This is a genomic window from Paenibacillus sp. R14(2021) (assembly GCF_019431355.1).
GTDB lineage: Bacteria > Bacillota > Bacilli > Paenibacillales > Paenibacillaceae > Paenibacillus_Z.
Genome location: NZ_CP080269.1, coordinates 3,677,173 through 3,702,624 on the forward strand (window position 1 = coordinate 3,677,173; position 25,452 = coordinate 3,702,624).

General features: G+C 56.3%; 22 protein-coding genes. All 22 read right to left on the reverse strand.

Annotation, left to right across the window (positions count from 1 at the left end; translation table 11 throughout):
* Positions 1-98 precede the first annotated feature (98 nt).
* The gene (spoIIID, locus tag KXU80_RS17105; protein ID WP_090575384.1) at positions 99-386 is read right to left on the reverse strand and encodes a sporulation transcriptional regulator SpoIIID; all 288 of its coding nucleotides are present in this window, start codon (positions 384-386) and stop codon (positions 99-101) included.
* Positions 387-571: 185 nt separating this feature from the next.
* Positions 572-1,330, reverse strand: a complete 759-nt coding sequence (locus tag KXU80_RS17110; protein WP_219834430.1) for a M23 family metallopeptidase — start codon at positions 1,328-1,330, stop codon at positions 572-574.
* A gap of 98 nt (positions 1,331-1,428) precedes the next feature.
* Positions 1,429-2,610, reverse strand: a complete 1,182-nt coding sequence (spoIID, locus tag KXU80_RS17115) for a stage II sporulation protein D (RefSeq protein ID WP_258171044.1) — start codon at positions 2,608-2,610, stop codon at positions 1,429-1,431.
* Between the two features lie 185 nt (positions 2,611-2,795).
* Positions 2,796-4,205 (reverse strand): UDP-N-acetylglucosamine 1-carboxyvinyltransferase, encoded by a 1,410-nt coding sequence (gene murA / locus KXU80_RS17120; RefSeq protein WP_219834431.1) that lies wholly within the window; start codon positions 4,203-4,205, stop codon positions 2,796-2,798.
* 215 nt (positions 4,206-4,420) lie between these two features.
* Positions 4,421-4,672, reverse strand: a complete 252-nt coding sequence (locus tag KXU80_RS17125; RefSeq protein WP_219834432.1) for a DUF1146 domain-containing protein — start codon at positions 4,670-4,672, stop codon at positions 4,421-4,423.
* A gap of 18 nt (positions 4,673-4,690) precedes the next feature.
* The gene (locus KXU80_RS17130) at positions 4,691-7,687 is read right to left on the reverse strand and encodes a S8 family serine peptidase (protein ID WP_258171045.1); all 2,997 of its coding nucleotides are present in this window, start codon (positions 7,685-7,687) and stop codon (positions 4,691-4,693) included.
* Positions 7,688-8,038: 351 nt separating this feature from the next.
* Positions 8,039-9,601: an NADH-quinone oxidoreductase subunit N gene (locus tag KXU80_RS17135; protein WP_219834433.1), complete on the reverse strand. Its 1,563-nt coding sequence runs from the start codon at positions 9,599-9,601 to the stop codon at positions 8,039-8,041.
* A 3-nt stretch (positions 9,602-9,604) separates the two neighbouring features.
* Complete coding sequence (locus tag KXU80_RS17140) at positions 9,605-11,236, reverse strand: complex I subunit 4 family protein (protein WP_219834434.1); 1,632 nt, start codon at positions 11,234-11,236, stop codon at positions 9,605-9,607.
* Positions 11,236-13,107 carry an NADH-quinone oxidoreductase subunit L gene (gene nuoL / locus KXU80_RS17145; RefSeq protein WP_219834435.1) on the reverse strand — a complete coding sequence of 624 codons (1,872 nt, stop codon included), beginning with the start codon at positions 13,105-13,107 and terminating at the stop codon, positions 11,236-11,238. Before nuoL ends, KXU80_RS17140 begins: the two co-directional genes overlap by 1 nt.
* A 6-nt stretch (positions 13,108-13,113) precedes the next feature.
* Entirely contained in the window at positions 13,114-13,416 is a 303-nt protein-coding gene (nuoK, locus tag KXU80_RS17150; RefSeq protein ID WP_219834436.1) for an NADH-quinone oxidoreductase subunit NuoK, read from the reverse strand.
* A gap of 1 nt (position 13,417) precedes the next feature.
* On the reverse strand, positions 13,418-13,936 hold the full coding sequence (locus KXU80_RS17155) for an NADH-quinone oxidoreductase subunit J (RefSeq protein WP_219834437.1): 519 nt from the start codon (positions 13,934-13,936) through the stop codon (positions 13,418-13,420).
* 3 nt (positions 13,937-13,939) lie between these two features.
* Positions 13,940-14,395: an NADH-quinone oxidoreductase subunit NuoI gene (gene nuoI / locus KXU80_RS17160; RefSeq protein ID WP_219834438.1), complete on the reverse strand. Its 456-nt coding sequence runs from the start codon at positions 14,393-14,395 to the stop codon at positions 13,940-13,942.
* 14 nt (positions 14,396-14,409) lie between these two features.
* Positions 14,410-15,423 (reverse strand): NADH-quinone oxidoreductase subunit NuoH, encoded by a 1,014-nt coding sequence (gene nuoH / locus KXU80_RS17165; RefSeq protein WP_219834439.1) that lies wholly within the window; start codon positions 15,421-15,423, stop codon positions 14,410-14,412.
* Positions 15,423-16,523, reverse strand: coding sequence for an NADH-quinone oxidoreductase subunit D (locus KXU80_RS17170; protein ID WP_219834440.1), 1,101 nt, complete (start codon positions 16,521-16,523; stop codon positions 15,423-15,425). Before KXU80_RS17170 ends, nuoH begins: the two co-directional genes overlap by 1 nt.
* A 6-nt stretch (positions 16,524-16,529) precedes the next feature.
* A complete protein-coding gene (locus KXU80_RS17175; RefSeq protein ID WP_219834441.1) occupies positions 16,530-17,459 on the reverse strand; it encodes an NADH-quinone oxidoreductase subunit C in 930 nt (309 codons plus the stop codon).
* Positions 17,456-17,974 (reverse strand): NuoB/complex I 20 kDa subunit family protein, encoded by a 519-nt coding sequence (locus KXU80_RS17180; protein ID WP_219834442.1) that lies wholly within the window; start codon positions 17,972-17,974, stop codon positions 17,456-17,458. The genes KXU80_RS17175 and KXU80_RS17180 overlap by 4 nt, the downstream gene beginning before the upstream one ends.
* The gene (locus KXU80_RS17185; protein WP_308858096.1) at positions 17,959-18,330 is read right to left on the reverse strand and encodes an NADH-quinone oxidoreductase subunit A; all 372 of its coding nucleotides are present in this window, start codon (positions 18,328-18,330) and stop codon (positions 17,959-17,961) included. The genes KXU80_RS17180 and KXU80_RS17185 overlap by 16 nt, the downstream gene beginning before the upstream one ends.
* Positions 18,331-18,620: 290 nt before the next feature.
* Positions 18,621-19,652, reverse strand: a complete 1,032-nt coding sequence (locus KXU80_RS17190) for an FTR1 family iron permease (RefSeq protein WP_219834443.1) — start codon at positions 19,650-19,652, stop codon at positions 18,621-18,623.
* A 95-nt stretch (positions 19,653-19,747) separates the two neighbouring features.
* A complete protein-coding gene (locus KXU80_RS17195) occupies positions 19,748-21,235 on the reverse strand; it encodes a copper amine oxidase N-terminal domain-containing protein (protein ID WP_219834444.1) in 1,488 nt (495 codons plus the stop codon).
* Positions 21,236-21,281: 46 nt separating this feature from the next.
* Complete coding sequence (locus KXU80_RS17200; protein ID WP_219834445.1) at positions 21,282-22,481, reverse strand: prolipoprotein diacylglyceryl transferase; 1,200 nt, start codon at positions 22,479-22,481, stop codon at positions 21,282-21,284.
* Between the two features lie 167 nt (positions 22,482-22,648).
* Positions 22,649-24,460, reverse strand: a complete 1,812-nt coding sequence (locus KXU80_RS17205) for a glycosyltransferase family 39 protein (protein ID WP_219834446.1) — start codon at positions 24,458-24,460, stop codon at positions 22,649-22,651.
* A 151-nt stretch (positions 24,461-24,611) separates the two neighbouring features.
* Positions 24,612-25,445 (reverse strand): glycosyltransferase family 2 protein, encoded by an 834-nt coding sequence (locus KXU80_RS17210; RefSeq protein WP_219834447.1) that lies wholly within the window; start codon positions 25,443-25,445, stop codon positions 24,612-24,614.
* Positions 25,446-25,452: the final 7 nt, after the last annotated feature.

Here is a 25,452-nt window from a genome sequence, read left to right on the forward strand (position 1 = left end):
TAAAGTCCTCCAGCGTGAATAATAGTCGAGTACAATCTCATCCTGTGTAGTATTCGCTGAAATGTACGAAAATCCTCTATTTTTGTAGAAAAAATCGCTTACGATTTTGCGGCGGCAAGGACCTCGCGTTTACGGCCGGAGCTCTTCTTATACTTGATTTTCGTGGCTTCTCCTCCCCTCAGGTGCCGGATCGATTTGTGATATTCCAGAATGTGCTTAACCTGGTCTGCCAAATCGGGATTTATTTCCGGTAATCGCTCGGTCAAATCCTTATGAACCGTGCTTTTGGAGACGCCAAACTCTTTAGCGATTGTCCGCACTGTGTGCTTCGTCTCGACGATGCAACGGCCGATTTTTATGGTCCGTTCTTTAATATAATCGTGCACGCTCCCGCCTCCCTACTCGAGATAGTTTGGTACATTATATGAGGGGTACGGGTATATATTCTTTGTGTCCAAGCGTGACAAGCCCAAGAACTGCAAATATTTTCAAAAGTGCCTTGCAAACGAAAAAAAGAAGGCAGGAATGTCCCTGCCTTCTGAAGTAAACCTGCGGTATGTCCCGCATTTCGTTAGTTTTGCGTTTTTGTATCTGCCGCGCCGCTTTCGAGCAGCGTCGAAGGATTAATTGCCTTGCCGTCCTGGCGCACTTCAAAGTGAAGGTGGACGCCGAGATCCTTCTCCAATTCGTCTCTGCCGGCTTTCGCAATGACAGTACCCTGCGTAACTTCATCGCCGACTTTGACCTGAACATTGCTCAAGCTGTGGTAGACCGTAACCAGCCCGTCCGCATGCTTGATTTCGATCATATTGCCATTAAGCGGATGCTGTTCCGAGACGGTAACCCGGCCGCTCAGCGCTGCCGTAACATCGAAGGCTTTGTCGTCTTTTTGGGCAAGGTCAATCCCCATGTTGGCGAAGAACTTGTTGTCCGTTTGGATCAAGGCTGCCAAACGGTCTTCGTTGGAAGCAGTGGCTTCATAGAACGGTGCTGCTACTTTCACTTGACTGTGGTCCGCCGGCCATTGCATCGTTTCGCCTTCCGACTTGTCTACCATAGGGTCATCCGCTGGAACCTGGCCTTCTGTTTGCTCATCCGTCGTCGTACCTTGAGAGACTTCTACGTCGGTGCTGGCTGGTTTGTTCGAAGTTTCTCCAGCTCCCCCATAGAGCCACATTAAGGTTACGATAATTGCTGCCGCGGCTAGAAATGCTGATGGTGCTACCCATTTCTTCGCCATCAGTTTACGCCAAGCAGATGGTTTGACGGCAGTGCCTCCCATTCCATTTTTGGGAGCTTCTTCATTGAACTTTGATTTGTTATCACTCATTGTTCGATCACCTCACTAGCCATTGTTGCCACAACCTAGCAGTTTATACGTGAGGGATTAACATTTTTTGAGATTGTTAGATAAGAGGACTGATAGCGCTAGTTTAGGACGCCGGATGCCTGCTGAATCCGGGTTCCCGTATAAAAATGAGCCAGAATTTCCTGCGCTGCTGCGCCTTCCTGCGCCATTCCGTTCGCTCCCCATTGACTCATGCCGACCCCATGACCGAAGCCCTGCGTCGTAAACGTAATCTCGTTTCCTTCTATCGTCCACGTAAATCCGGAGGAAGCAAGTGACAGCTTCTCCCGAATCTCTCTACCAGATACCAGCTTCTCCGTGCCGATCTTCACCGACTTGATTCGTTTACCCGCAGTCGTGTCCATGATCCGCATGTTCCTTATCGCGCCGGCCTTCACCCCAAGCTTGGCCGCAGCCTCGTCCACCTTCATCGTGACCGTATCCCGATAACGAGGCGAAATGGTCTTATCCCATGGACTTGCCACGCTGTGCAAATATGGCAGGTCGATGCTCCAATAATCGGAGGCATTCTCCGTATAGCCGTTGCTGGTCGAGAAGAAGGAAGCTTGAATCGGCTCCCCTTCGTACGTAATAATCTGCCCTCTCGTCTCTTCGACCGCCTGATTGAGCTTCTCCAAATTGCTGTCCTTCAGACTCCCGCTCCACCGCTTCAGCAGCGATCCCAGCGGGATATAGACTTGATTCATTACGGTATCGTCCACATCGGCCCCGCGCTCTGCTGCAGTCAGCCCGCTGCGGTCATCCAGCAGCAGTCGTCTATAAATATAGGTTCTGGCGGCAATCGCCTGCGCCTTGAGCGCTTCCAGCTCGAAATCGACAGGCATCTCTCCGGCCAGCACCCCGCGCACGTACAGCTCGATTGGCATTTTCTCGATACGCTTGTCCCCGGTCAAGTAAACGGACACCCACAGCCGGTCATAAGCTGTAATCGCCCGGAGTGGCTTGTCCCTGCCAGTGATACCGGACGCTGCGGGTAGATCCGCCTGCGGCTTTCCTGTTTCTTCCTCCGCAGCAGGCGCTGTCTGCGGCGTCTGCATGCCTGGCTCCACTGGGGCGGATTCTGCAACGGTCGCGCCCTGCGGCGTCTGACGAGCCTGCTCAGGCTTCTTAACGTCCATATAGAAGACAGCACCCTTTACCAGCATCACGAGCAGCGCGCCCCATAAGAAACCGATCCACCAGCCTTTTGTCCACCATCGACGACGATAAGAGCGCCCCGCCTTCCATCTCACATGTTCCATACTCTGCTCCTTTCGGTTCTTCGACTCTCGTGACTTCCACTCGTTACTTCCACAATCACATGCTATAGTCTATGAACCGAAAAGGTAGGATAGTACCCTAAGAGAGAAGCGGAAAAAGCAAAAAACCCATTCTCACTACTTCCTGTAAAGGAGTGAGAATGGGGTTTGATGTCATTTGGCAGCGCTTAAGCCCAAGTGGGCTGTACTTTCAAACGAGGGGCTTCTTTCTCCCGCTTAGCCGGCTCCTGCGACATCGCAGCAACGATAGGCTCTGCTTCTTCCAGAGCGGCAGCAACGCCTTCCAGTACTTTCGAATATGCATGCTGCGCTTGTTCTTCGCCGTTATCGCGAGTAATATCCGCACCCAGCGAGGCGAGCTTGCCTGTGATATCCACGTAACCGCGGTCCACATGGTGAATGCCGGTAATTTCGCTTTCGCCGTCTGCACATAATGCCGCGCATACGAGCGCTGCGCCTGCGCGCAAATCCGTCGCCGTTACTTTCGCGCCCGTCAGCATCGTTCCGCCGGTCACGATCGCCGCACGGCCATCGACTTTAATATGCGCATTCATTTTTTGAAATTCTTCAACATGCATGAAACGATTCTCGAAAACCGTTTCCGTCACGATGCTGGTGCCTTCGGAAACCATGAGAAGCGCCATCATCTGCGATTGCATGTCGGTCGGGAAGCCCGGATAAGGCAGCGTCTTCACATCAACGGATTTCAGCTTCTTCGGCGCTGTAACGCGAAGTCCGCTGTCCGTTTCCGTAATGGAAACGCCCATCTCCTGCAGCTTGGAAATAACGGGGGCCAAATGATCGCCAATCGCACCCTCAATATGTACATCGCCGCCGGTAATCGCAGCCGCAATCATATACGTACCTGCTTCGACACGGTCAGGGATTACGGTGTGGGAGACACCAACGAGCTCTTCTACGCCTTCAATACGGATGATGCCTGTACCTGCGCCGCGCACATGGGCGCCCATAGCGTTCAGGTAATTCGCCAAGTCCACGATTTCCGGCTCTTTCGCAGCATTCTCGATCGTCGTGGTGCCTTCGGCAAGTGCAGCAGCCATCATAATGTTCTCCGTAGCGCCTACGCTGGCTACATCGAGGTAAATCTTCGCACCCTTCAGCTTGCCTTCCGTCCGCGCTTCAATGAAGCCTTGACCGAGTACGATCTCGGCGCCCATTGCTTCAAAGCCCTTCAAATGCTGATCGATCGGACGCGTGCCGATTGCGCAGCCGCCCGGAAGCGCGATGCGCGCACAGCCAAGACGTGCAAGCAAAGGACCCATGACGAGAAACGAGGCACGCATTTTGCGGACCCATTCGTAAGGGGCTTCGACCGAAATGAGGGTTTCTGCGGAAATACGCATGATCTCATTATCATATGTCAGCTTCCCGCCCAAAGCGGCAAGTACTTGTTGAATGGTGATGACATCATCAAGATAAGGTACGTCGTGGATAATACTTTCGCCTTGTTTAGCTAGTAACGTGGCAGCGAGAATCGGTAACACGGCATTCTTTGCTCCGCTTACGCGAACATTTCCGGATAGTCGCTGGCCGCCGCGGACGATTATTTTGCTCATCTTAAGGTTTCCCTCCGCGTGCAGTAGATTCTTTTTACCTAATTGTGAAATTACTGGTACCCTGATCCGTACCCAAATTACATCTTACCACCCGCTTACAGGAATCGACAAGCGTTATTTTCTGCCTGTCGAAAACAGGTATTTCATACCATTCGTAAGCGATTTAATTTTTCGTTCCGTCATCTATTACCCATTGTTGACATGTTTCCAGGTTGTTATTCGACAATGCCTTTCAGCAGACCCGACCAGTTCCAATAGGCAAGGACGAAGGAGGCAAACGCATGGCCGAGCACGACCGACAGCATAATTTGGAGCAGACGCGCAGTCGAGCTTCTCGGCCGTTTCAAAATATTGTCCAGTTTAAGCTCCTGAATCGCGATCCAAGCGAGTGCAATACATAATAATTCGATCAGAATAGAAATAAGTGCGTGTACCCCGGCTGTTGCCGCTAATTGATCCATCATCATGACTCCCTAAACATAGTTTCATCGATTGATTGCGCGAGCAAGCACGGAAGCGAATTCCGCCCGGGTTGCCAGTCGCTCCGGTTCAAACCGGCTGCCGGAATACCCGCCGATAAGTTGCAGCTGCTTCACGGTTGCGATCGCAGGCGCAGACCAGCGGCCGATTGGCACATCGCCGAACGGTGCCGCTGCCGGACGCGGACTGCCGATAGCGAGTACCCGCAGCAGGATGACAGCCATTTCTTCGCGGGAAATCGGCTGCCCTGGCCGGAATAAACTGCCGGAATACCCGCCGATCCAGCCTGCCCTGGCGGCGCTCATAATTGCGCTGTAAGCCCAATGCGCCTGCGAAACGTCGAGGAAGCTCACGCTGCTTGTTCCGCTCGGCTTCACGGCCCTCACAAGCATCGATACCGCTTCCGCTCTCGTGATGCTTTGATTTGGATTGAAGCGATAGCTCCCGCTTCCACCGACAATGCCTTTCTTATTCAGCTCGGCAATAGCAGGTGCCGCCCAGTGGCCTTCAATGTCGCGGAATCCCGCCACAAGCTTCTCTGCTTTGACGCGGAGCCCGTAGTACTGCTTATCGAACGGAGCGCTTGCCGTCACTTTCATATAGTATAACCCGGCATCCAGCTTTTGCTCTCTCGCCATGCTCAGCGCTTTGGGTGCGGATTTCAGCGAAAACAGTGGTTTCTGCCGCTTATCGAACACTTCCGCTTTCATCGTGATGCCCGCAGGAATGCCGCTGACATGCAGCGTCACCATGCTGGCGCCCGCCAGACGCAGCTGATACCAATCCGCATCGCCCTGGATACCGATGACGCCGGAATAACTGGAGCCCGGCGATATGCCTGTCGCTTCATAGGTTCTGTCGTTCGGCTCGTTCGGATCCGTGTATCGCGTGGCGAACAGCAGATTCAGCTTGTACGTCGCCGCAGACGGGCTCGCTTGAGCGGACATCGCGTTATACACACGAATGTAATAGAGGCCGGGCGTGACATTGATGCTCTGCGAAGCTTCGCTCTCGCCCTCGCTGTTGTCATCGATCTCCTTCAACGCTTCTCCCTGCCTCTGGAAGGCGAGCGCAGGATCCATGCGGGCAGAATCCGTCGAGACGGACAGCTTCAACGTACCGCCGGTATCAAAATGAACGCCATACCAATCCCGGTCACCCTTCTGATGAAAATTTCCAATGATTTGCTGCGAGCGCGGCTGCAGCGTGAAGGCTTGGTACTGCTTGTCGTTCATTTCGTAGGCATCCGGCGCGATATCGAAGGCGGACGTGAGTAAATAAGGCAGCTTCTGCTTGATGCTTCCGTTAAAGAAGCGCAGCTCCACATAGTTCCGCCCTTTCTTTACGTGCCACTCCACCGTTTGGTTGCCTAGTTTCGTATCCTGCGTGCCCTGCGGCGAGCTGTCGCCGGGATGGGACAGCAGCAGCGTCTGCATGCTCTCGCCTGCAGCCGGCATCCCTTGTACGCCGATCGATACTACGCCGTCATAGGGGACGTCGATCGCGAACCACTCCCTGTCCGTGCCGCCGTTCAGCTCCCCTGCAATCTTCGTGCCTAGCGGAAATACCTTCGCGCTTGCACGGCTGTTGTTCGGTTCATAACCGTCGACGCGCAGCTGCCCGTTCACGGCTTGATCGATCTGCAGGAGGCCGTAGCCGCTTGCGTTGTCGAAGCCGGGATTGCCGATATCCTTCGCGGTTTGCCGCAGAAGCTCTCTCACTTGATAAGGCTTATAGCCTGGATGCACGGCCCATACTAGCGCAGCCGCTGCCGCTGCCTGCGGCGCAGCCATCGAGGTGCCCTCCTCGTACGTATAGCCGCCTCCAAGCGCCGTCGTGTACACGCCCCACGGCGCGGCAAGGTCGATTTCCGGGCCGGTATTAGAGCGGGGCTCAGGCTTGCCGTCAGCGTCCGCTCCGGATATGGCCAGCACGGTCGGATAAGCCGCCGGATATTTGACCTTCGCCTTGGCGCCAAGCAGCTGGCCGTCATTGCCGCTGGCCGCAACAAGAAGCGCCCCCTTGGATTCCGCATACATCGCGATATCTTTGAGGTACGGCGAATAGCGGTATAGGCCGACCGAGAGCACCAAGATGCGGGCTCCGTGATCGACGGCGTACGTGATTGCCTCGCCGAGGCGCTCTTCATCGCCGTAACCATCCGCATCGAGCGCCTTGATCGGCATGATTTTGGCCTGCCACAGTATGCCGGCGATGCCTTTCTTATTGTTGCCTTCTCCCGCAAGCACGCCGGCCACTGCGGTTCCGTGACCGTTGTCATCCTCCGGCGGCTTGCCCGGCGTTACGAGATTGATGCCCGGCACCAAGTTATCCTTGAGATCGGGATGGTCCGCATCTACGCCGGTATCGATGAGCGCAATGGTCATGTCCTTCTGATCATGCACCTTCGCCCATGCTTCCTTGGCGCCAATCTGGTCGAGGTAATGCTGCTTCGGCAGCTCAGGATCGTTCGCGGCCGGCTCATCCGCCAACAGCTGCACGGCGCCGACGGGCTGCACGTATTCAAGCTCCGGCGTGTTCTGCAGCCGGAGGAGCCATTCCTCCGTGTCCGCCCCGGGGTCTGCGGGGCGGACGACGTCCACGGCGCCTGCCGCCGGCGATGCCAGGCGGCGGAGCACGCGCGTGCCGCGCAGAGGCTTCGCCTGCGCGGGGTCGCGCCATTTGATGAGCCAGGTTCGCGGCTCATCGCGGCCGCCGGCGGCGGCAGGGGCGGCCTGCGCTGCGGGGCCGCCGATTGCCGCTGCAGGCGGCATGGCCGCGGGAGCGGCCCCAGCGGCGAGCGGAGCCGCCGCAGCTGGGGCGCCCGCGAGCAGCAGCGCTGCAAGACCCGCGTGCAGCGCAAGGCGCGCGAAGCGCGCGGCAAGCGCGGCGGCAGGCTGACGGCCGCCGCCTGGCATGGCGGAACAAGCCGCGCTGCTTTCGCAGCTTGGCTTTGCCCTGTCTTGTCGGTGCGATTTAACTCTATAAGGGTTAATCATCATAATCTGCCTTTAACCTGCGATTTGGTATTTGAATCTTTTCGCTTTCGGCCCCCTAATCTCCTTTTGACAAATTGTAGTAAACGCAACTAAAAGGTCAATAGTCCTACCTTACTGCGGCCTCCCCCCATATCTATGCGCCTTCCAGCCCCCATACGTCTAAAGATTGTATGAACTTGACCCGCTGCCGTTAGACAGTAAAAAGCCTCCCTCCCAGAACGCGCGCGTTCAGGAGAGAGGCTGCTGCCAAACAAAGTTGAAGCTGCGGTGCGGGAGCACTTGCCGCCCTTGCTCGCAGCCAATCCGGACGAACTGAATGCACCGGTTCCTTACTCATCCGGGTAGCCCTGCCTGCTAGCGAACGAACAAGTCGTTCACGATCGAGAAATGGCTGTTGATCCAGCCTAGCACCGGGCCGGGAACGATACCAAGCATCACCGTCGCCGCAGCGCACAGCCAGATGACGACGCCGGTCGTTACCGGCACCTTCACGTCGTTATCGATCGTGGCGCGCATGAACATTTGGCGGATTAGCCCGAAGTAGAAATAATACGAGATGACGCTGCTCACGACCATGACCGCCGCAATCCAGTAATCATGCGTCTGCGCTGCGCCAAGCAGAATGAACAGTTTCCCAAAAAAACCGCCCGTCACCGGCAGACCTGCCAGCGAAAGCACGAATACGATCATCGCCGCAGCCGTCCAAGGCGCCCGGTAGTACAGCCCCGAGAAGCCCCCGACCTCATCATGGCCAACCGACCTGCCAACCACGGCAATGACCGCGAGCGCGCCGATGGTCATAAGCAGATAGGCCGCCAAGTAAAAGAGAAACTCGCCGAAGTTGGATGCATGCATGCCTTTGATCGATAGGCCGATCGGAATAAGCAGATAACCCGCGTTCGCAACGCCCGACAGCGCGATGAGCCGCTTCGCATTATACTGCCGCAGTGCCATTGTCGAGCCGACCAGCATCGCGGCTGCAGCCAGGATAAACAATACCAGGAACACATCGTCCGCGATCGGTTTGCCCGGCGAAGACGCATAGAACGCTATATTATAGATGATGCGAAAAATAACCGCGAACGCTGCGCCCTTGGAGACGACCGCCAGGAAAGCGGTCACCGGCGTCGGCGCTCCTTGGTACACATCGGCCGCCCAGTAATGGAACGGCGCTGCCGCAATCTTAATGCCGAGCCCAGCGAGAATAAAGAAGAAGGCCACATAGAGAATCGCCGGATAATCGACGCCGTGTTCCTTGATGCCCAGGGCAATCGCCCCCAGATTCGTCGCCCCTGTCACGCCGTACAGGTATGACATGCCGAACAGAATCAGCGCCGACGAAATGCCGCCCGTGACTACGTACTTAAACGCCGCTTCCGCCGACTGCACGGCATGCTTGCGGATGCCGACTAACACATAGGTCGTGATGCTGAGCAGCTCAAGTCCGATATACAGCGTAATCAAGTCGCCCGAGGACGCCATAATCATTGCGCCGACGACGGCCGGCATAAGCAGATAGTAGAACTCGCCCTTGTCGGTGATCTCTTCCCGCTTCACCGTGCCGAGACTCATTAATACGATGAGCGCCGTGGAAACGAGGAACACGATCTTGAGCAAGCTGGAGAAATAATCGATGCGGTAGCTGTCTGCCATGATACGAATAACGCCGCTGACCGCCTGGCCGCCGGCATCGATCTGCTTGGCTGCATCCACCAGCTCCGTCAGGCGCCAGACGACGGTTCCAAGCGAGATCAACAGGCCGGCCAGCGTCAGCCAGCCCGTTAAGGAAGAGCGCCGCGGCAGGAATAAATCGAGTACCGCGAGAACAACCGTGAATGCAATCAATATCCATTCCGGGGCGAGATAGGCCGCATCGCTCCAGGAGAGCGACTGCAGCTGTTGTTGCGCAGCGTCCATACTCTACCTCCCCGCCTTCTCAGATAGTTGCTGAAGCAGTGTGTCGAAGCCGTGCTTCATGGGCTCCGTCAATACGGCAGGGTACACCCCGATCAGCACAATGAACGCGAGAAGAGCAATCATCGGGATTGCCTCGACGAGGCGGACGTCCCGCACGGCGGCTAATCGCTCCGGCAGCGCGCCGAAGGTGATGCCGAGCACGCTGCGCAGGACATAAACAGCTGTCAGAATGACGCCCAGCACCGCAATACCTGTCAGCACGCGCATCGAATCGAACAAGCCGAGCAGGGAGAGAAATTCGCCGACAAAGCCGGACAGGCCCGGAAGTCCAAGCGATGCCATCCCCGCCGTCAATAAGATACCGCTTAAGAACGGCATGCTGCGGGCCAAGCCGCCGAGATCCTTCAGCTCCGTCGAGCCGGTCCGCTCATAGATGCTGCCGACCAGCAGGAACAGGAGCGCCGAGATCAGACCGTGCGAGACGAGCTGGATCATTGCGCCGTGCAGCCCGATTTCGTTCAGCGAAGCGATGCCGAGCAGTACAACGCCCATATGGCTGATGGATGAATAGGCCAGCACCAGCTTAAATTCCTTCTGTACGAGCGCAAGCACCGCGCCGTACAAAATATTAATGACACCGAGTACCGCAAGCACCCACGCCCATTCCTTCGTCTGCTCCGGAAACATGAAGACCCCGAATCGCAGCAGGCCGTAGGCCCCCATTTTGAGCAGCACCCCGGAATGGATCATGACGACGGAAGGCGGCGCCTCCGCATGCACTTTCAGCATCCACGTATGGAACGGGAAGATCGGCAGCTTGATGCCGAATGCGACAAGCAGCAGCAGGAAGATGACCCAACGCATGCGCTCCGACAGATACACCGGATTTTCCTGCCCCTGCATCTGATCCGGAGACATGTTTACATAGGCGTCCTTGCTCGCGAGATTCGAGCTGATCACCTCATAGCTGCCGCTGAAGGACAAGTTGGTTTGCTGCTTCTCCGGCAGCTGTTCCACGCTGAAGCCCGCGGTCGCGACAAGGAGTACGAAAGCAAGCAGCATCAGCGCAGAGCCGATTCCGTTGTAGAGCAGGAATTTGTTCGCCGCCTGCTCCCGATTCAAGAAGCCCCAAATGCCGATCAGGAAGAACATCGGTATAAGCGTCATTTCGAAGAAGACGAAGAACAGAAAGACATCCCTGGCCAAGAACACGCCCAGCATGCCGACCTCAAGCAGCAGAAACCAGATATAGAAGGCTTTCCATCTTTTCTTCACATGCAAGGACGCAAGCGCAGCCATGACGCCGACAATGGTCGTCAAGAGCAGCAGCGGCATGGATAAGCCGTCTACGCCCATGTGGTACTGCAGCTTCAGCGTGTAGGAGCTCACTTCGCCTACGGTCAATTTATCAAGCGACGTGTCCACCCACGTCGCATTCTCCTCATACGCCTTGCCGCCCTTAACCCCGTTGTAGTCGGCATAGAGCCAGAACGAGAGCAGCAGCGGCAGAATGGTTGCCGTCACAGCCGTTACTTTGAGCCAGCGGCTTCGATGTTTCGGCAGACACAGCAGCACGAGCACGCCGAGCAGCGGGGAGAACGTAATCAGCGATAAAATCGGAAGATCTGCCAGCATTACCAGAACCTCCTTAGCGCGACTGTGGCGATTAGAATGACAAGTCCGAGCAGCGTGATCAAGCCGTACGTCTGCACCTGGCCGTTCTGTATGCGCGTGCCGCCTTTACCTAGCAGCACCGCCGCACCACCCGTGATGCGGACGATACCGTCCACGATATAGTCGTCAACGGCGTTCAGCAGCAGCCCAAGGCCGCGCAGCGGTTTAATGAGCAGCAGCTCGTAGAGCTCATCCATATAATATTTGCGTTCCAGCAGCGTGACGAGCCATGGTATCCGCGAAGAAACAAAATCACGCGAAATCATGCCTTTGACGAAGACGAGCCAGCCCAAGTAGAGTCCCAACAGGCCAACCGCCGAAGAGATGACCATAACCAGCCCTCCGCCGCCGTTCTCCTGTTCCTCGCCGCCCGTCAGCCAAGTGCCCAGCGTATCGTTCCACGGCGTCTGGATGAACCCCGCAACGACCGCAAGCACGGCTAGCACGATAAGCGGAACGGTCATCGAGGACGGCGACTCGTGCGCATGCTGCTCGCCCTTGGGCTTACCCATGAAGACAAGGAAGTAGAGCCGCGACATATAGAACGCCGTGAAGAACGCGGCTATAACGCCGGCCACGAACAGCACCGGTTTCTCTTGCAGCGCAATATTGAGAATCATGTCCTTCGACCAGAAGCCCGAAAACGGCGGGATGCCTGCGAGCGCAAGCGTGCCGATGCCGAACGTCCATGCTGTGATTCGCATTTTGGAGCCAAGGCCGCCCATTTCCTGAATGTTCTGCGTATGCACGGCATGAATCACGCTGCCCGCTCCCAGAAACAGCAGCGCCTTGAAGAACGCGTGCGTGAACAGGTGGAAAATGCCTCCCGTGAGCGAATTTAGCCCAAGCGCCATCATCATATAGCCCAGCTGGCTGACCGTGGAGTAGGCGAGAATCCGTTTAATATCGTTCTGGGCTACGCCGATCGTCGCCGCGAAAATCGCGGTAAATCCGCCGACGTACGCCACGATATCCATCGCCGTCTGCGAAGCTTGAAAGATATCAAAAGTCCGAGCAACGAGATAGACACCCGCAGCAACCATCGTAGCGGCATGGATGAGCGCGCTGATCGGGGTCGGGCCCTCCATTGCATCGGGAAGCCACACATGCAGCGGGAATTGACCGGATTTACCGACGGCCCCAACGAAAATCAAGACGGCTATCCAAGTCGTTACGCCCGCGGCGATCACGCCTGTACCGCCTTCGAACGCATTGCCGATCCGCACGAAATCAAGCGCGTGATCCGGCATGTACCAGTACAGCAGCAGAATGCCGAGCAGCAGGCCCGCATCGCCGATCCGCGTCACGATAAACGCCTTCTTCGCCGCTGCCTTTGCCGCCGGCTTGCTGAACCAGAAGCCGACAAGCAGGAACGAGCAGACGCCGACGAGCTCCCAGAAAATATAAAGCGTCAGCATGTTGTCCGCCAGCACCAGGCCCAGCATGGAGAAGGTAAAGAGCGCCACATAGCTGTAGAAGACGGAAATCCGCTCATCCTTCTTCATATAGCCGGCCGAGTACACATTCACGAGGAAGCTGACCGTCGTGACGACCAACAGCATAAGCGCCGACAGGTTCGTCACTTCGAAGCCCGCGTAGAACGTCACGCCGCCCGCTTCGATCCATTTGAATGAATATTGGTAGTACGTTGCACCGTCTCTCATATGCTCGATCAAGACGAGCAGCGCAAGCACGAATCCTGCAAACGAGCTAATCGAACCGAGCAGAACACCGAGCATCCGCGAGGAACGGCCGAACGCGAGAAGCACTAGAAACGCGAGAAAAGGAAAGAGCGGAATAAGCCAGGCCATCTGCGAAAACATCGTATCCATCGGCCGTTACCTCCTCATCTCGTCGTAATCGTCCACATTGACCGTTCCGCGTGCCCGGTACAAGGCGATGAGCACCGCGATGCCTACGGCAGCCTCCGCTGCAGCAACGGCAATGCTGAATAGCGTGAACATCTGGCCCGTCAAGGAAGGCACGACGCCGTATTTGGAGAACGCGACCAGATTCAGATTGACGGCATTAAGCATCAGTTCGATGGATAGCAGCACGATGACCGCATTGCGTTTCACAAGCGCGCCGTACAGCCCAATGCAGAACAAGATAGCCGCCATGGTTAAATATGAGGATAACATGCTAATCTGCCTCCTTCTTCGCCAGCACGATCGCTCCGATAAATGCAACCGTGAGCAGCACAGACACCAGCTCGAACGGCACGACATAGCTGCTGAACAGCTGTTTGCCGATTTCCAGCGTATTGTCCAACGTTTGCTGCTGCGAAGGCTGGGGCTCCGGAAAGTCCGATTGGCGGATCGCATAGAACAGAATGCCGAATAACGCCAACGCACCGATTGCCGTCAGCGTCTCCTGCAGCGAGCGGGCGCGTTCCGCCTCCACCTCCCCGTGCTTGGTCATCATGATGCCGAAAATCATCAAAATCGAGACGGCGCCGGCATAAATCAACACCTGAACGAATGCCAGAAATTCGGCTTCCAGCAGCACGAACATTCCCGCGATGCCAATGAATACGGCAGCCAGCGAAACGACCATATGCACGACCTTCGTAAAGCTGACCATCAGCACTGCACCGCTTATAATCATGACGGAGAAAATGAAGAAGCCGACAAATTCGCCGCTGAAATTGAAATTGAACATGTCTTACTTCGCTCCTCCCTTGGCTGCGGCCGGAGCACCGATGTTGTTATTGTCTTGGCGGACATGCTTGTTGTTTTCGTCCAGCCATTGCATATCCTTGAACAAATCATCACGGCTGTAGGAAGCCAGCTCGAAATTGCCCGTCATGACGATCGCTTCCGTCGGACAGACTTCCGTGCAGAGGTCGCAGAGGATGCAGATTTCGAAGTTGATGTCATACGTGTCGATGACCTTCCCCTTCTTCTCCGGATCCGGGTTTGCTTTGCCGGTCAGCGTGATGCACTCCGTCGGGCAAATGCGCGCGCATTGGTTGCATACGATGCATTTGTCCGGCTCAAAATGCTGAATGCCGCGAAAACGGTCCGGCATGATGATGGGCACGTCGGGATAGGAGGTGGTAACTTTCTTCTCGGTCATTGATTTCAGCGTTACGCCAAGCCCTTTTAATAGACCCTTCATGCTTGCTTCCTCCTCTATCCTTTAATGAACAGCTCCATGTAGACCGCTGTAAGAAATACATTGAGTATCGCAACCGGCAGCAGCACCTTCCAACCGAGTCCCATGAGCTGATCGATCCGAATCCTTGGCAGCGTCGCGCGAATCCAGAACAAGAAGAAGACGATGGACGAGAATTTGAGCAGGAACCAGATGATGCCCGGCACCCAAGTCAGGAACGGGAACGGCGCATGCCAGCCGCCGAGGAACAGTACCGTCGTCAGCGCCGCAATGGCGTACACGTACACATACTCCGTCAGCATGAAGAACGCGAATCGAAAGCCGCTGTATTCGACGTGGTAGCCTGCGACGAGCTCGGACTCGGCCTCAGGCAAGTCGAATGGCGTGCGGTTCAGCTCCGATACGGCCGCGATAATAAAAACGATGAACCCGATGATTTGCGGCAGGAAGTTCCACTGCCAGAACCAGTCGCCCTGCTGATCGGCAATCGAACGCAGATTCAGCGTGCCGGACAGCATGATGACGCCGACGACGGAGATGACGAGCGGTACCTCGTAGCTGATCATCTGCGCGGCGGAGCGCATGCCCCCAAGCAGCGCGTATTTGTTATTCGACGACCAGCCGCCGAGGACGATGGCAATCGTGGAGATGCCAGAGAGCGCCACGTAATAGAGCAGTCCGACATTAATATCGGCAAAATACAGCTTCTGCGTATAAGGAATGACCGCAAGTACGGCGAAAGCCGGCACATAAGCGAGCGCCGGCGCGAGTATGAACAATGCCCTGTCCGCCTTGCGGGGAATCGTGTCCTCCTTGATCAGCAGCTTGAATATATCGGCGACCGACTGCAGCAGTCCCCAAGGTCCAACCCGGTTCGGCCCGATCCGGTACTGCATCCAGCCGATGACCTTGCGCTCGAAGAAAATCGCGTACGTGACGAAGCCGAGGACGATCATCAGCAGGATGGCACCCCACAGGAAGAACAGGAGCGCATGGCCCCAGGTCAATGCGTCTTCAAGCCAAGCTCCCATTAACAGTCCACCTCTCCCACGACAATATCGATGCCGCCTAGAATCGTAATGAGGTTCGTCATCGTCTCGCCGACCAGCAGCTTAGGCAGGATCTGCAGGTTCACGAACGACGGACGCCGGAATTTAAGCCGGTACGGCTCCGCCTTGCCTTTGGAAACGATGTGGCAGCCGATTTCACCGCGCGGCGATTCGATGCCCACATACAGTTCGCCGGCCGGCGGCCGAATGACGCGCGGCACCTTGCCCATGACGTCCCCGGGGGCCGGGAACTGCTCTACCGCCTGCTTCAGAATGCGAAGCGACTGGCGTACTTCTTCAAGCCGGATCAAGTAACGATCGTAGCAGTCGCCCGTCCGGCCGAGCGGCACATCGAATTCGAATCGGTCGTACAAGCTGTACGGCTTATCCTTGCGAAGGTCCCAGTTCACGCCCGTGGAACGCAGGTTGGCGCCCGACAGTCCATAGCCGATCGCGGTTTCCGCATCGTAGCGGCCGACGCCCTTGATCCGGGCGAGGAAAATTTCGTTGCCGCTGACGAGCCGATTGTATTCGTCCAGCTTGCCTTCCATGTAAGGAATGAAATCGCGCACCTGATCTATCCAGCCGGGAGGGGCATCCCACTTTACGCCGCCTACGCGCATATAGTTATAGGTAAGCCGAGCGCCGCACAGCTCGTTGAAGAGATTAATGATGATTTCCCGGTCGCGAAACGCAAATAGAAACGGGCTCATCGCGCCGATATCCAGCAGATACGTGCCCCACCAGACGAGATGGCTCGCGATGCGCTGCAGCTCCATCACGATCAGCCGCATGAACTCTGCCCGCTCCGGCACCTCGAGGCCCATCATTTTCTCGACGGCATGGCAGAGCACGTAGTTGGTTGTCATGGCCGATACATAATCCATCCGGTCGGTATAAGGGATGATCTGCGTGTAATTCAATTCTTCCGCAAGCTTCTCCGTGCCCCGGTGCAGGTAGCCCATGACCGGAGTCGCTTCCGTGATTACCTCGCCGTCAAGCTTAACGATGATACGAAACACGCCATGCGTGCTGGGATGCTGCGGGCCGACATTAAGCAGCAGTTCTTCTGTCCGAATCACGGCTCATCACACCTCCGGGTCTAGCGGTTCGTAGTCTTTGCGCAGCGGGTGCCCCGCCCAATCGTCCGGCATCATAATACGCCTCAGATCGGGATGGCCGGTGAAGGAAACGCCGAGCAAATCATAGATTTCGCGTTCATTCCAATTGGCTGTATCCCAGACGGAAACAACGGAAGGAATCTCAGGCGCTTCGCGATTTGTTTTGACTTTAATGGCAAGCTCCTGCTTGGACGGCAGGGAGACCAGGTGGTAGACGACTTCCAGATGCGTCTCGTAATCCACGCCGGATACGTTGCGGAGGTAGTTCATTTGAAGCGCCGCGTGGGTCTTCACCAATTCGGCCGCCGCCAGCAAATGCTCGCCGCGAATAATCAGCGTCGGCAAATGGCCGTTCATTTCGTTTATGTAAGCTTCTTCGATCGCATCCGCAGCTGCCAGCGTACGGATCAGCTCCGCCGCATGATCCAGCTGCGGCTGCATCGGCGACGGCGGCTTCGGCTCTGCTGGAGCCGCTTCGCTCTCCGCTGCCGCTTTGGCTGCGGCCCGTGCCGCTCTTGCTTCCTCTGCGGCCTTCAGCTTGGCCGCTCGCTCGGGGTCGACCTCCGCCCCGCCAGCCGCCGGCGTCTCACCGCTACCTGGCGGAGCAGGTACGCCGCCTTCCGCTGCCGCTTTGGCAGTAGCCCGCGCGGCGCGCGCTTCCGCGGCTGCCTTCAGCTTCGCTTCGCGCTCGGGGTCTACCGCAGGTGCTTCCACCGGACGGTCGGAGGCCGGCGCATCAGGCACAGCTCCGCTCTCAGGCGTCACTTGCGCCACCGCCGGTTCGACGGCATTGGAAGACTTTGCTTCCGGGCTCTCGCTTGTTGAATTTGTTTCTTTCTCTGGTTCTATCTCTGTTTCTTTCTCTGTTTCTATTTCTTTATCCTTCTCGCCGCTCATCGGCTCGTCACCCGCTTCCCGGTTTTCGCCTCGAAGCGAATTTTCTCCTGAAGCTTGTTAATGCCATAGATAAGAGCGGCTGGATTGGGCGGACAGCCCGGAATATATACATCAACAGGGACGATCTGGTCGACGCCCTTCATTACGGCATACGATTTGACGTAGGGACCCCCCGCCGTGGCGCAGGACCCCATCGCAATCACCCATTTGGGTTCTGGCATTTGATCATAGAGTCGGCGGAGCAGAGGACCCATTTTCTTGGTCACGGTGCCGGCAACGATCATAACATCGGATTGACGGGGAGATGTGCGGAACATGACGCCGAATCGGTCAAGGTCATAATGGGACGCGCCTGTGCCCATCATCTCGATCGCGCAGCAGGCAAGTCCAAACGTTAACGGCCACAAGGAGTTGCTTCTCGCCCATGCCTTGAGCTGCTCCAGCGTGCCCATAAATACGTTGCGCTCCAGCTCTTGTCGTTCTTCAGGGGTGATCGATTCTAAATTGAATTCCATTTGAGCACCTTCTTCTTCCAGGCGTAGAGTAATCCAATCAATAAAAGCCCCGTAAAGACTGCCATCTCAACAAGCACAAATAAGCCGAGCTGCTTATACGCAACGGCCCACGGGTATAGGAAAACGGTTTCCACATCGAAGACGACAAACATGAGCGCAAACAAATAGTAGCGCACATTGAAACGGACCTGACCCTCGCCGACGGGCTCATTCCCGCTCTCGTACGTGGTTTTCTTCTCTTCGTTCGGTTTAGACGGCCGAAGCAGCCGCCCGACGGTCAACGCGACCACTGGAAGCAGAATGCCGAGAAGGATGAAGATCGCGACAATCACATAATTGTTGATGTACTTCTCCACAATGTTCGCCTCCACGGTTATGAATCTACAGGCGGATTCGTGCAGTGACTTTGGTCAATTTTCCCTCACAATTATAACAAAACCTGCCACTTGCGTCTATGACGGAGTTGGATACGCTCCTTCGACACTCTCCAGTTATAACCACATTCCAGGGTCTTAGCCTGTTCATGCCTTAAAAAGGATATGCCCGAGGCTGCGAAATAAGTAATGACAAAAACGTGAACGACAAAAAAGCTCCTTCCTCGCTAAAAAGCGCAAGGAGGAGCAGTTCGTTTAATCGATTGCATCTGTTAGATAGCTGTTGTCGCGTCTTTGCGATCGGAATCTTTCCGAACGGATTCGCCCGGCGCAACGCCCGCCGCTTCCGGACCTGAATCGCGTGAAGCGCGGATGTCGGAAACGTCGTCCCTAGCCTTGGCCTTGGCTTCGGCCAGGCCCGCAAGCTTCTTCTGCCTTGCAATCAGCACGAAGACAAACAAGTAGTAGAGCCAGTAGCCAACGAATTCCTCCAGCGACGGATCCTCCGTATAACCAAGGAAGGCTTTGAAGAAAATGCCGACCTGCCCGTGAAAAATCGGATGATGCCCCGTGTCGCGGATATAATTGGTCTCATCGATCGGATGTTCGGGAAGCAGCCAGGTCAAATCGTACATGGCTGCCACTTCGCCGCCCGGCGTTTTGTACAGACTGCCGATAACGCGCAAATCCTGCATGACGCCGATCGCTTGAACGAACAAGCCCGCTGCGATCATGATGAGGAACACGCTCGTCACTTTGAAGAATGTACCGATCTGCACCTTCTTGCTGCCCTTGAACACGACAAGCCCCAGCGCGCCTGCGGCAAGAAGTCCCGCAAGGGCTCCCCAGCTTTGAATCACTTGGGAGATATCGCCCGAAGAGATAGCTGCGAAGAAGAATACCGTCTCCACTCCCTCTCGAAGCGTGACGAGAAAAGAGTGCACAATCATATTGACCGCGCCGCCGGTCGTAAGAATGAGCGCTACCTTGCTCTGCAGCTTGCTTCGCATCTCGCGATTCTGCTTGCTCATGAACAGGATCATATGGGTCAACAACCCCGCGGATACAAGCAGAATGCCAATGCGCAGATAATCCTTGCTGCCCATTGTCGCATAACCGTCCAGTACGACTTGGAACAGCAGCGCTGTGCCGAGGCTGGCCAAAACGGCCATCACAACCCCCAGCCAAACATACTTGTTCCATTTGGACTGTCCGATCCGGTTCAAATACGAAATAATGATGCCGACGATCAAAATCGCTTCGAACGCTTCGCGAAACGTGATGAGAAAAGCTTGCAAGTTCATGGCGATGGTTCACTCCTTACCTAAGGTCATAACATGCGTCAACCCGCCCTCCGATAATGGAAGACGGGAAGTACGCGCTGCCGTTGCGGCAGGTACTATTTAATGACGACTACGTCGCCTTTGTTAAAGTAGATATGGTTACCGGAAAGCTCGGCGATTGCGCGAAGCGGCAGGTACGTCACGTTATTTTTGACGACTACGGCTTGATCCAGCTTGTAATCCGCGATGGCTTCGCCATTCTTCAGAACGACGTCGCTGCCGATTTTCAGAGCAAGCGTAACGCCGTCTTTGGTGACGGATGCCGTTTTGGCCGCGTTATTGAAGCTGACGGCGAAGCCAAGCAGCTCCAGGTAACGCGTAGGCACGAGCGTACGGTTCGTTGTTTTGTCGATGAAGGAAGGAACGACCGTTTGTATCTTGCCGTTCACAATCGCTTTCGTATCGCCGGCAGTGAAGAACAGACCGTCTGCCAATGCCGCAATAGCAGCCATTTGGTATCCGATTGCACGAACTTGATCCGCGTCGCCTGCAGCTGCTGCCGCAAGCACCTGATCGTTCAATCCTTTAGCTGCTTTGTAGGCATCGCCAACGAACGGCTCAAGCGCCGTGAAGAAACCAACCAGCTCTCCGCCTGTGCCGGCAGCACCAGCGATATCCTTTTTCTCGATTTTCTCCAAAATTTCGATCGTGTACGCACTTACTTTAGCAATTTGGCAGCGGATTACTGCTTTGCGAATCGCATCATAGTTGATTTGTTTGGCATCTCCGGAAGCAAAAGCTTTGTAGATGATATCCGCATCAACTGCGTTACCGCCGTGAAGATAGCCATATACGCTCATGAAGTAGAAGTACCCTTTAATAACAGCCGCAGGCTGTTCGGCTGCCGGCAAGGTTTGAATGTCTTTCGCAGTCGAAAGTGTCACGAAGGAGAACACTTTAATCAGCGATTTGTCGAGCAATTGACGGTGAACGTTAAGGGACGTTACGTCTTTCTTCTCGATATCGCTTTTGAATGCTGGTAAAATCGTGTCGTTCAAATAAGCGGACGACGTTGTTCCATAGGCAGTATCCGTCGCTTTCACCGTCACGTCCAGAACGGACGTGTACACGAGAGCGGCCTTATCGATGAACGCTTGCGCACCCGCTTGATCGCCTGCCGTAAGGGCTGTTTTCGCACCTGTGTTGGTCAGGTTCTTGATCAGGAAGTAGAAGTACCATTGCAGGCCTTTGTCTACAGCCTGCTGTGCCTGCTCGTAGCTTAGCTTACCGGCAACGGCATTATCCAGCACGAACGAGATATTCTCATCAATGACAGGATCGCCGGCTTTGATGCTGCCGTCAACGCCAAGGACGTTTTTTTGGACATCGGCAATGTATTTTGCCTTGATGTCCGCGATCGGTTTCTTCTGCGTAAACAGATCAAGCAGGTCTTTATACGCTTTAATTTGAGGCGCGACATCGGTGTTTACCGGCGCTTTTTGCGGTGCATCGTCAGCAAAAGCCGTTGCTGCAAAGGTGAACACTGCAGTCACCAGCAAAGAAAGCGTTAATAGGATGGATAATGATTTCTTCATGCGTTTCATTCGGTCGACACTCCCAATCATAAAATTATGTATGCTCGTTTACCTTCTAGAAAAACCCTTTGCGCCGAGCCCAGAAGACGGCTCCTCCGCCAATAACGATGACGCCGGCAATAACGCCGATCGTAACGACCGGATTGGTGCGGTCTTCGTGTGCCATGGCCGCATGCTTCTTCGTACCGTCGATCGTATCAGGCTCAGCTGCTTGAACGGCTGCGTTCGTCGCCGCATCTGCCGTGTCCGTGCTTTCGCCGGTCGTGGTACTGTTAGCAGATTCGGAGTTGACCGCGGCTGCATTGCTTTCCGCAGGCTCCGAGGTTGCTGGAGCATCGTTCGTCGCCGCATCGGCCGCTGGCTTCGCAGTCTCTTCAGCCGAAGTATTGTCAGCCGGCTTCGACGTGTCCTCGCTTGCTTCAGGTGCCGCATCAACAGGCTTATCTTCGGCTGGAACAGCCGTTTTCTCCGGCTCAGCCTGCTGCTTTGCCGGATCGGCAGCTGGTTTCGTGCTTTGTCCGGCACTGCCTGTGCTTGTAACAGGCTTGGTTGTCGTACCCGTGCCCGCCGCCCCTGCTGCTCCGCCTTTGCCTCCTGAGGCAGTGCTTGTATCCTTCGTGCCGTTGCCTGCAGCAGGCTTCGCAGGCGCTTTGTACGGCGTGTACGGGAATAACGGCTTAATGGCGCCGTAGATGCGGTTTACCGCTGCTTTGAGTGCGTTCAAATCCGCGTCCTTCTGGCCTACGCCGAACAATCCCGGATTGCCGATCGCATCAAGCGCTGTTTCGAAATCTGCCGATAAACTGTCCATCTTCGCTCCCGAAAGTTTGGCTTCAGCATAGGGCGAGAGGGTAACGAAGGTTGCGCGCGCTTTCGCCAAGAGCAGCTTTGCTTTTGTGTAATCATCGATGCCTTGAATGGCATTGTCGAAACGGCGGTCTAGATTCATGACCAGAATCGCCTTATAGTTGGCGATCGTTTCGCCGACTTTGCGGTCCTTTATGTCTGCGTCCAGCGTTGCTGCCACCGATTTGCCGAAGTGGGATGCGATTTCGTCACGTCTTTCCTTGTGCGCCGCCTCCGCGGTGCTCCAATCGGCCGGCGACTTGCTGAGCGACGAAACGACGAGCTTGAACGTTTCCGCCACATCCTCGGTATTCGCATCGCCGTAAGAATATGCCCATGCACCCGTCGGTGAAAGAGCGAGGAAAATCGCAACGGCGAGCATTGCGGTCTTCATGATCATCATGCGCATGATCTTGATTCACCCTTCGTATGTCGTAATTGTTGCTTGCCATCATAACCCAGACCCTAATCTGACCCGTCAATAATGATAATCATTTTCAACACATGCGTCAATATGTTTTATTTATAAATTTTCCAATTCGGGGATTTGGCTGAATCGCGGCCGTGAAAGCCTTCTCAAGAATGGCCGGTGCCTGCTGCTAATTTTTCGTTTTGGTGAAGACAGACGCCTGTTTGACTCATCATCAGCTTGTTGGCTTTCCCGGTCCACTCGTAGAGCGTAATATCGTTATAGACCGGTTCAAAGAGCGCCTCGCTGCGGTATTCCGCAATCGGCTTGACACAATCCCGCAAGGAGCCGACCTGCGCCTCAAAGCCCTTCAGCACATGGTCGGTGAGCAAAATCGTCGCCTGCGGATCTGCCTGCACATCTGCCATGAAATAGCTGTAGGTTTCAATTTGCCGGTTTGTCACCGGCGAATGAAGGTACTGGAGGACACGTGTCTCTTCCCACGTGTATACGACCAGGCGGCGGGCCGGCTGATCCGCCGCCATCTGGCGCAGCCCGCGCTCGAGCTGGTAGACGGCAGGCAGCTCGTCCGCCTGCCGCGCGACCAGCTCGCTGCCCTGCGCGGCTTGCAGCGCAAGGCAGCAGGCCGCGCAGAGCGCGCCTGCCGTGCGCAGCGCGCGGCGAATGCGCGCGGTGCGCCGCAGCTGCGCAGCGCCGGCTGGCGGCGCGAGCGAATGCTCCGACGCCGCAGGCACTGCTGCGGCGCGCGGCGTTATTGCGCGCCTGCCGTGCGCAGCCGCGCGTTCATGCGGCGCTGCCGCGCAGAGCAGCGCAAGCAGCAGCCATGCCAAGCCGATGAGCGGCGTGGCATGGCGCGGCTTGTCGATGTTCTGCGCCAGCAGCGCCCAGGCGCCATAGGCGCCCGCAAGCGCGGCGAGCGCCCCCGGCAGCCCTGGGCGGCGAAGCCACGCCGCCGCACGGGCCGCGAGGCGCGTGCCCGTGCCCGCGCTGCCGCCGGGCTGGCGCGGCGCCGCCCCGGCGGAGAGCACGGCGGCGAAGAGCAGCCCCGCCGCCGCAGCGAGTAGTGCTGTCGACCGGGCGAACATCCCGGTCCACAGCACGTTATCGCCCGCGAATCGCAGGGCGCGCTCCGCGAAGGGCAGATCGCCGGCAGAGGTTACGCCGCCGCCCCATTGACTGAAATGCCCCTCGGTAAACGCCATGCCGAGCTGCACGAAACCGACCACGCCGCCTTCGCTGAGCGCAAGACCGGCCAGCCAGAGCAGCTGGCAGCCGCCTGCCGCGGCGAGAAACAGCACGATCCGCGGCAGCAGTCGCTTTCCTGCCGCCTGCCAATCCATCGCGCATGCGCCAAGCAGCCACGCAAGTCCAAGCCCGAAGGGCAGGAACGAGAGACGTACGCCCATCAGCAGGCCAAACAGGAACATCGCAGCTATCATCCGCCCCCAGGTCCGCTGCTCCATTGCTCGCATCCAAGTCCATAAGTACCACCAGAGCAGGGCAATACCCGCTGCTTCGCTCATCGGCCGAACCGTCTGCAGCCATAAGTAAGGAGCGGTAAGCGTAAGCAGAACGACAAGCAGCGACCAGCCTGACGTCAATCGTCTCCTTGCCAGCAGCCAGATCGGCATGGCGGACAAGGAGCCCAGTATAATATTAAGCGAAGCATAGGCTTGGACGGGATCCCGTACGAACCGATGCACCGCCATAGCGCCTATTACGAAATACGGATAACCGGGAAAATGCGGCTGCATGGCCAGCAGATCGAATCGATCCAAGGCCAGCACGAAATCGACTTCGTCCCAGCTGCCCGCGAATTCGCTTCGATGCAGCCAGCTGAAAGCCGCCCACAGCAGGACACCGAGCACAACGGCAAAAGGCGCGGCCATCGTCAGGACGGTCCTTCCGCCGCTCGCGCCGCGTTCCTTACGAAGGTTCCTCCTGTTTCGATCCCGCACCTTATTCGCCTCCTGCATTAGTTGCTGACTTCTTCCCTTTTACTTGCCCGTTTCAATTACAAAGTTACCTCGGCATGGACATCATAAAGCTACTCCGTCAGCTCTGGCTTATTCTGGCCACTAAAGAATTGCCGAGATCTCTGCCGGCTGCCTACGCGTTCTTCCTTTGTTGCGCCGGTCCCTCAGCCGCATGCGTGGAACCAGCCGGTTTCACAGGCTGTCTGCCCGCCCCGCTCGCACCCAGCTGCATACCGCCTGTCTGCCCTGCCTGAAACGACCGGCTATGCCTCTTGATGGGCCGCCGCATTTCCTTCCAAATCGCAGGCAGCACGCTGCCGACATACTTCCTAAATTTAATAAACGATTGTCCATACACCCGCACTTGATACGTAATCGGTACTTCTTCCATGACAAATCCTTGCCGTAACAGGTTCAGCGTCAGCACCTGGGCATAGTTGTAGTCGTGTATGATCTCCGCATGCTCCATCGCTTCCCTCGAGAAGCCGCGCATCCCCGACTGTCCGTCCCAGATCATCCGCCGCAGCAGCAGGACCTGCAGCAGTGTGAAGCACACGTTCCCGATTCGGCGATGCAGCTTCATGCCGCTGATGGTTCCTTTGAACCGCGAGCCCATCGTATAATCGGCCCGGCCTTCGCGAATCGGGGCAATCACGTTAGGGATTTCTTCTGCCGGGTATTCATTATCCGCATCGATCATCAGTCCGATATCGGCACCAAGACGCACGCAGCCCGCAAGTCCTTCTCGCACGGCAGCGCCTAGACCCCGATTGGCAGCGAACGAAACAATGTGTTCCGCACCCGCGGCACGTGCTTCTTCTACGGTCGCATCCGTAGAGCCGTCATCAATGACAAGCACTTCAACCTGCCAGCCCCCGCCCATTTCCCGGGGAATACGCGCGATAACCTGTTTAATATTCAGTTCCTCATTATGAGCAGGCAGGAAAACAACCAGCTTCTTTTTCATACTGCTT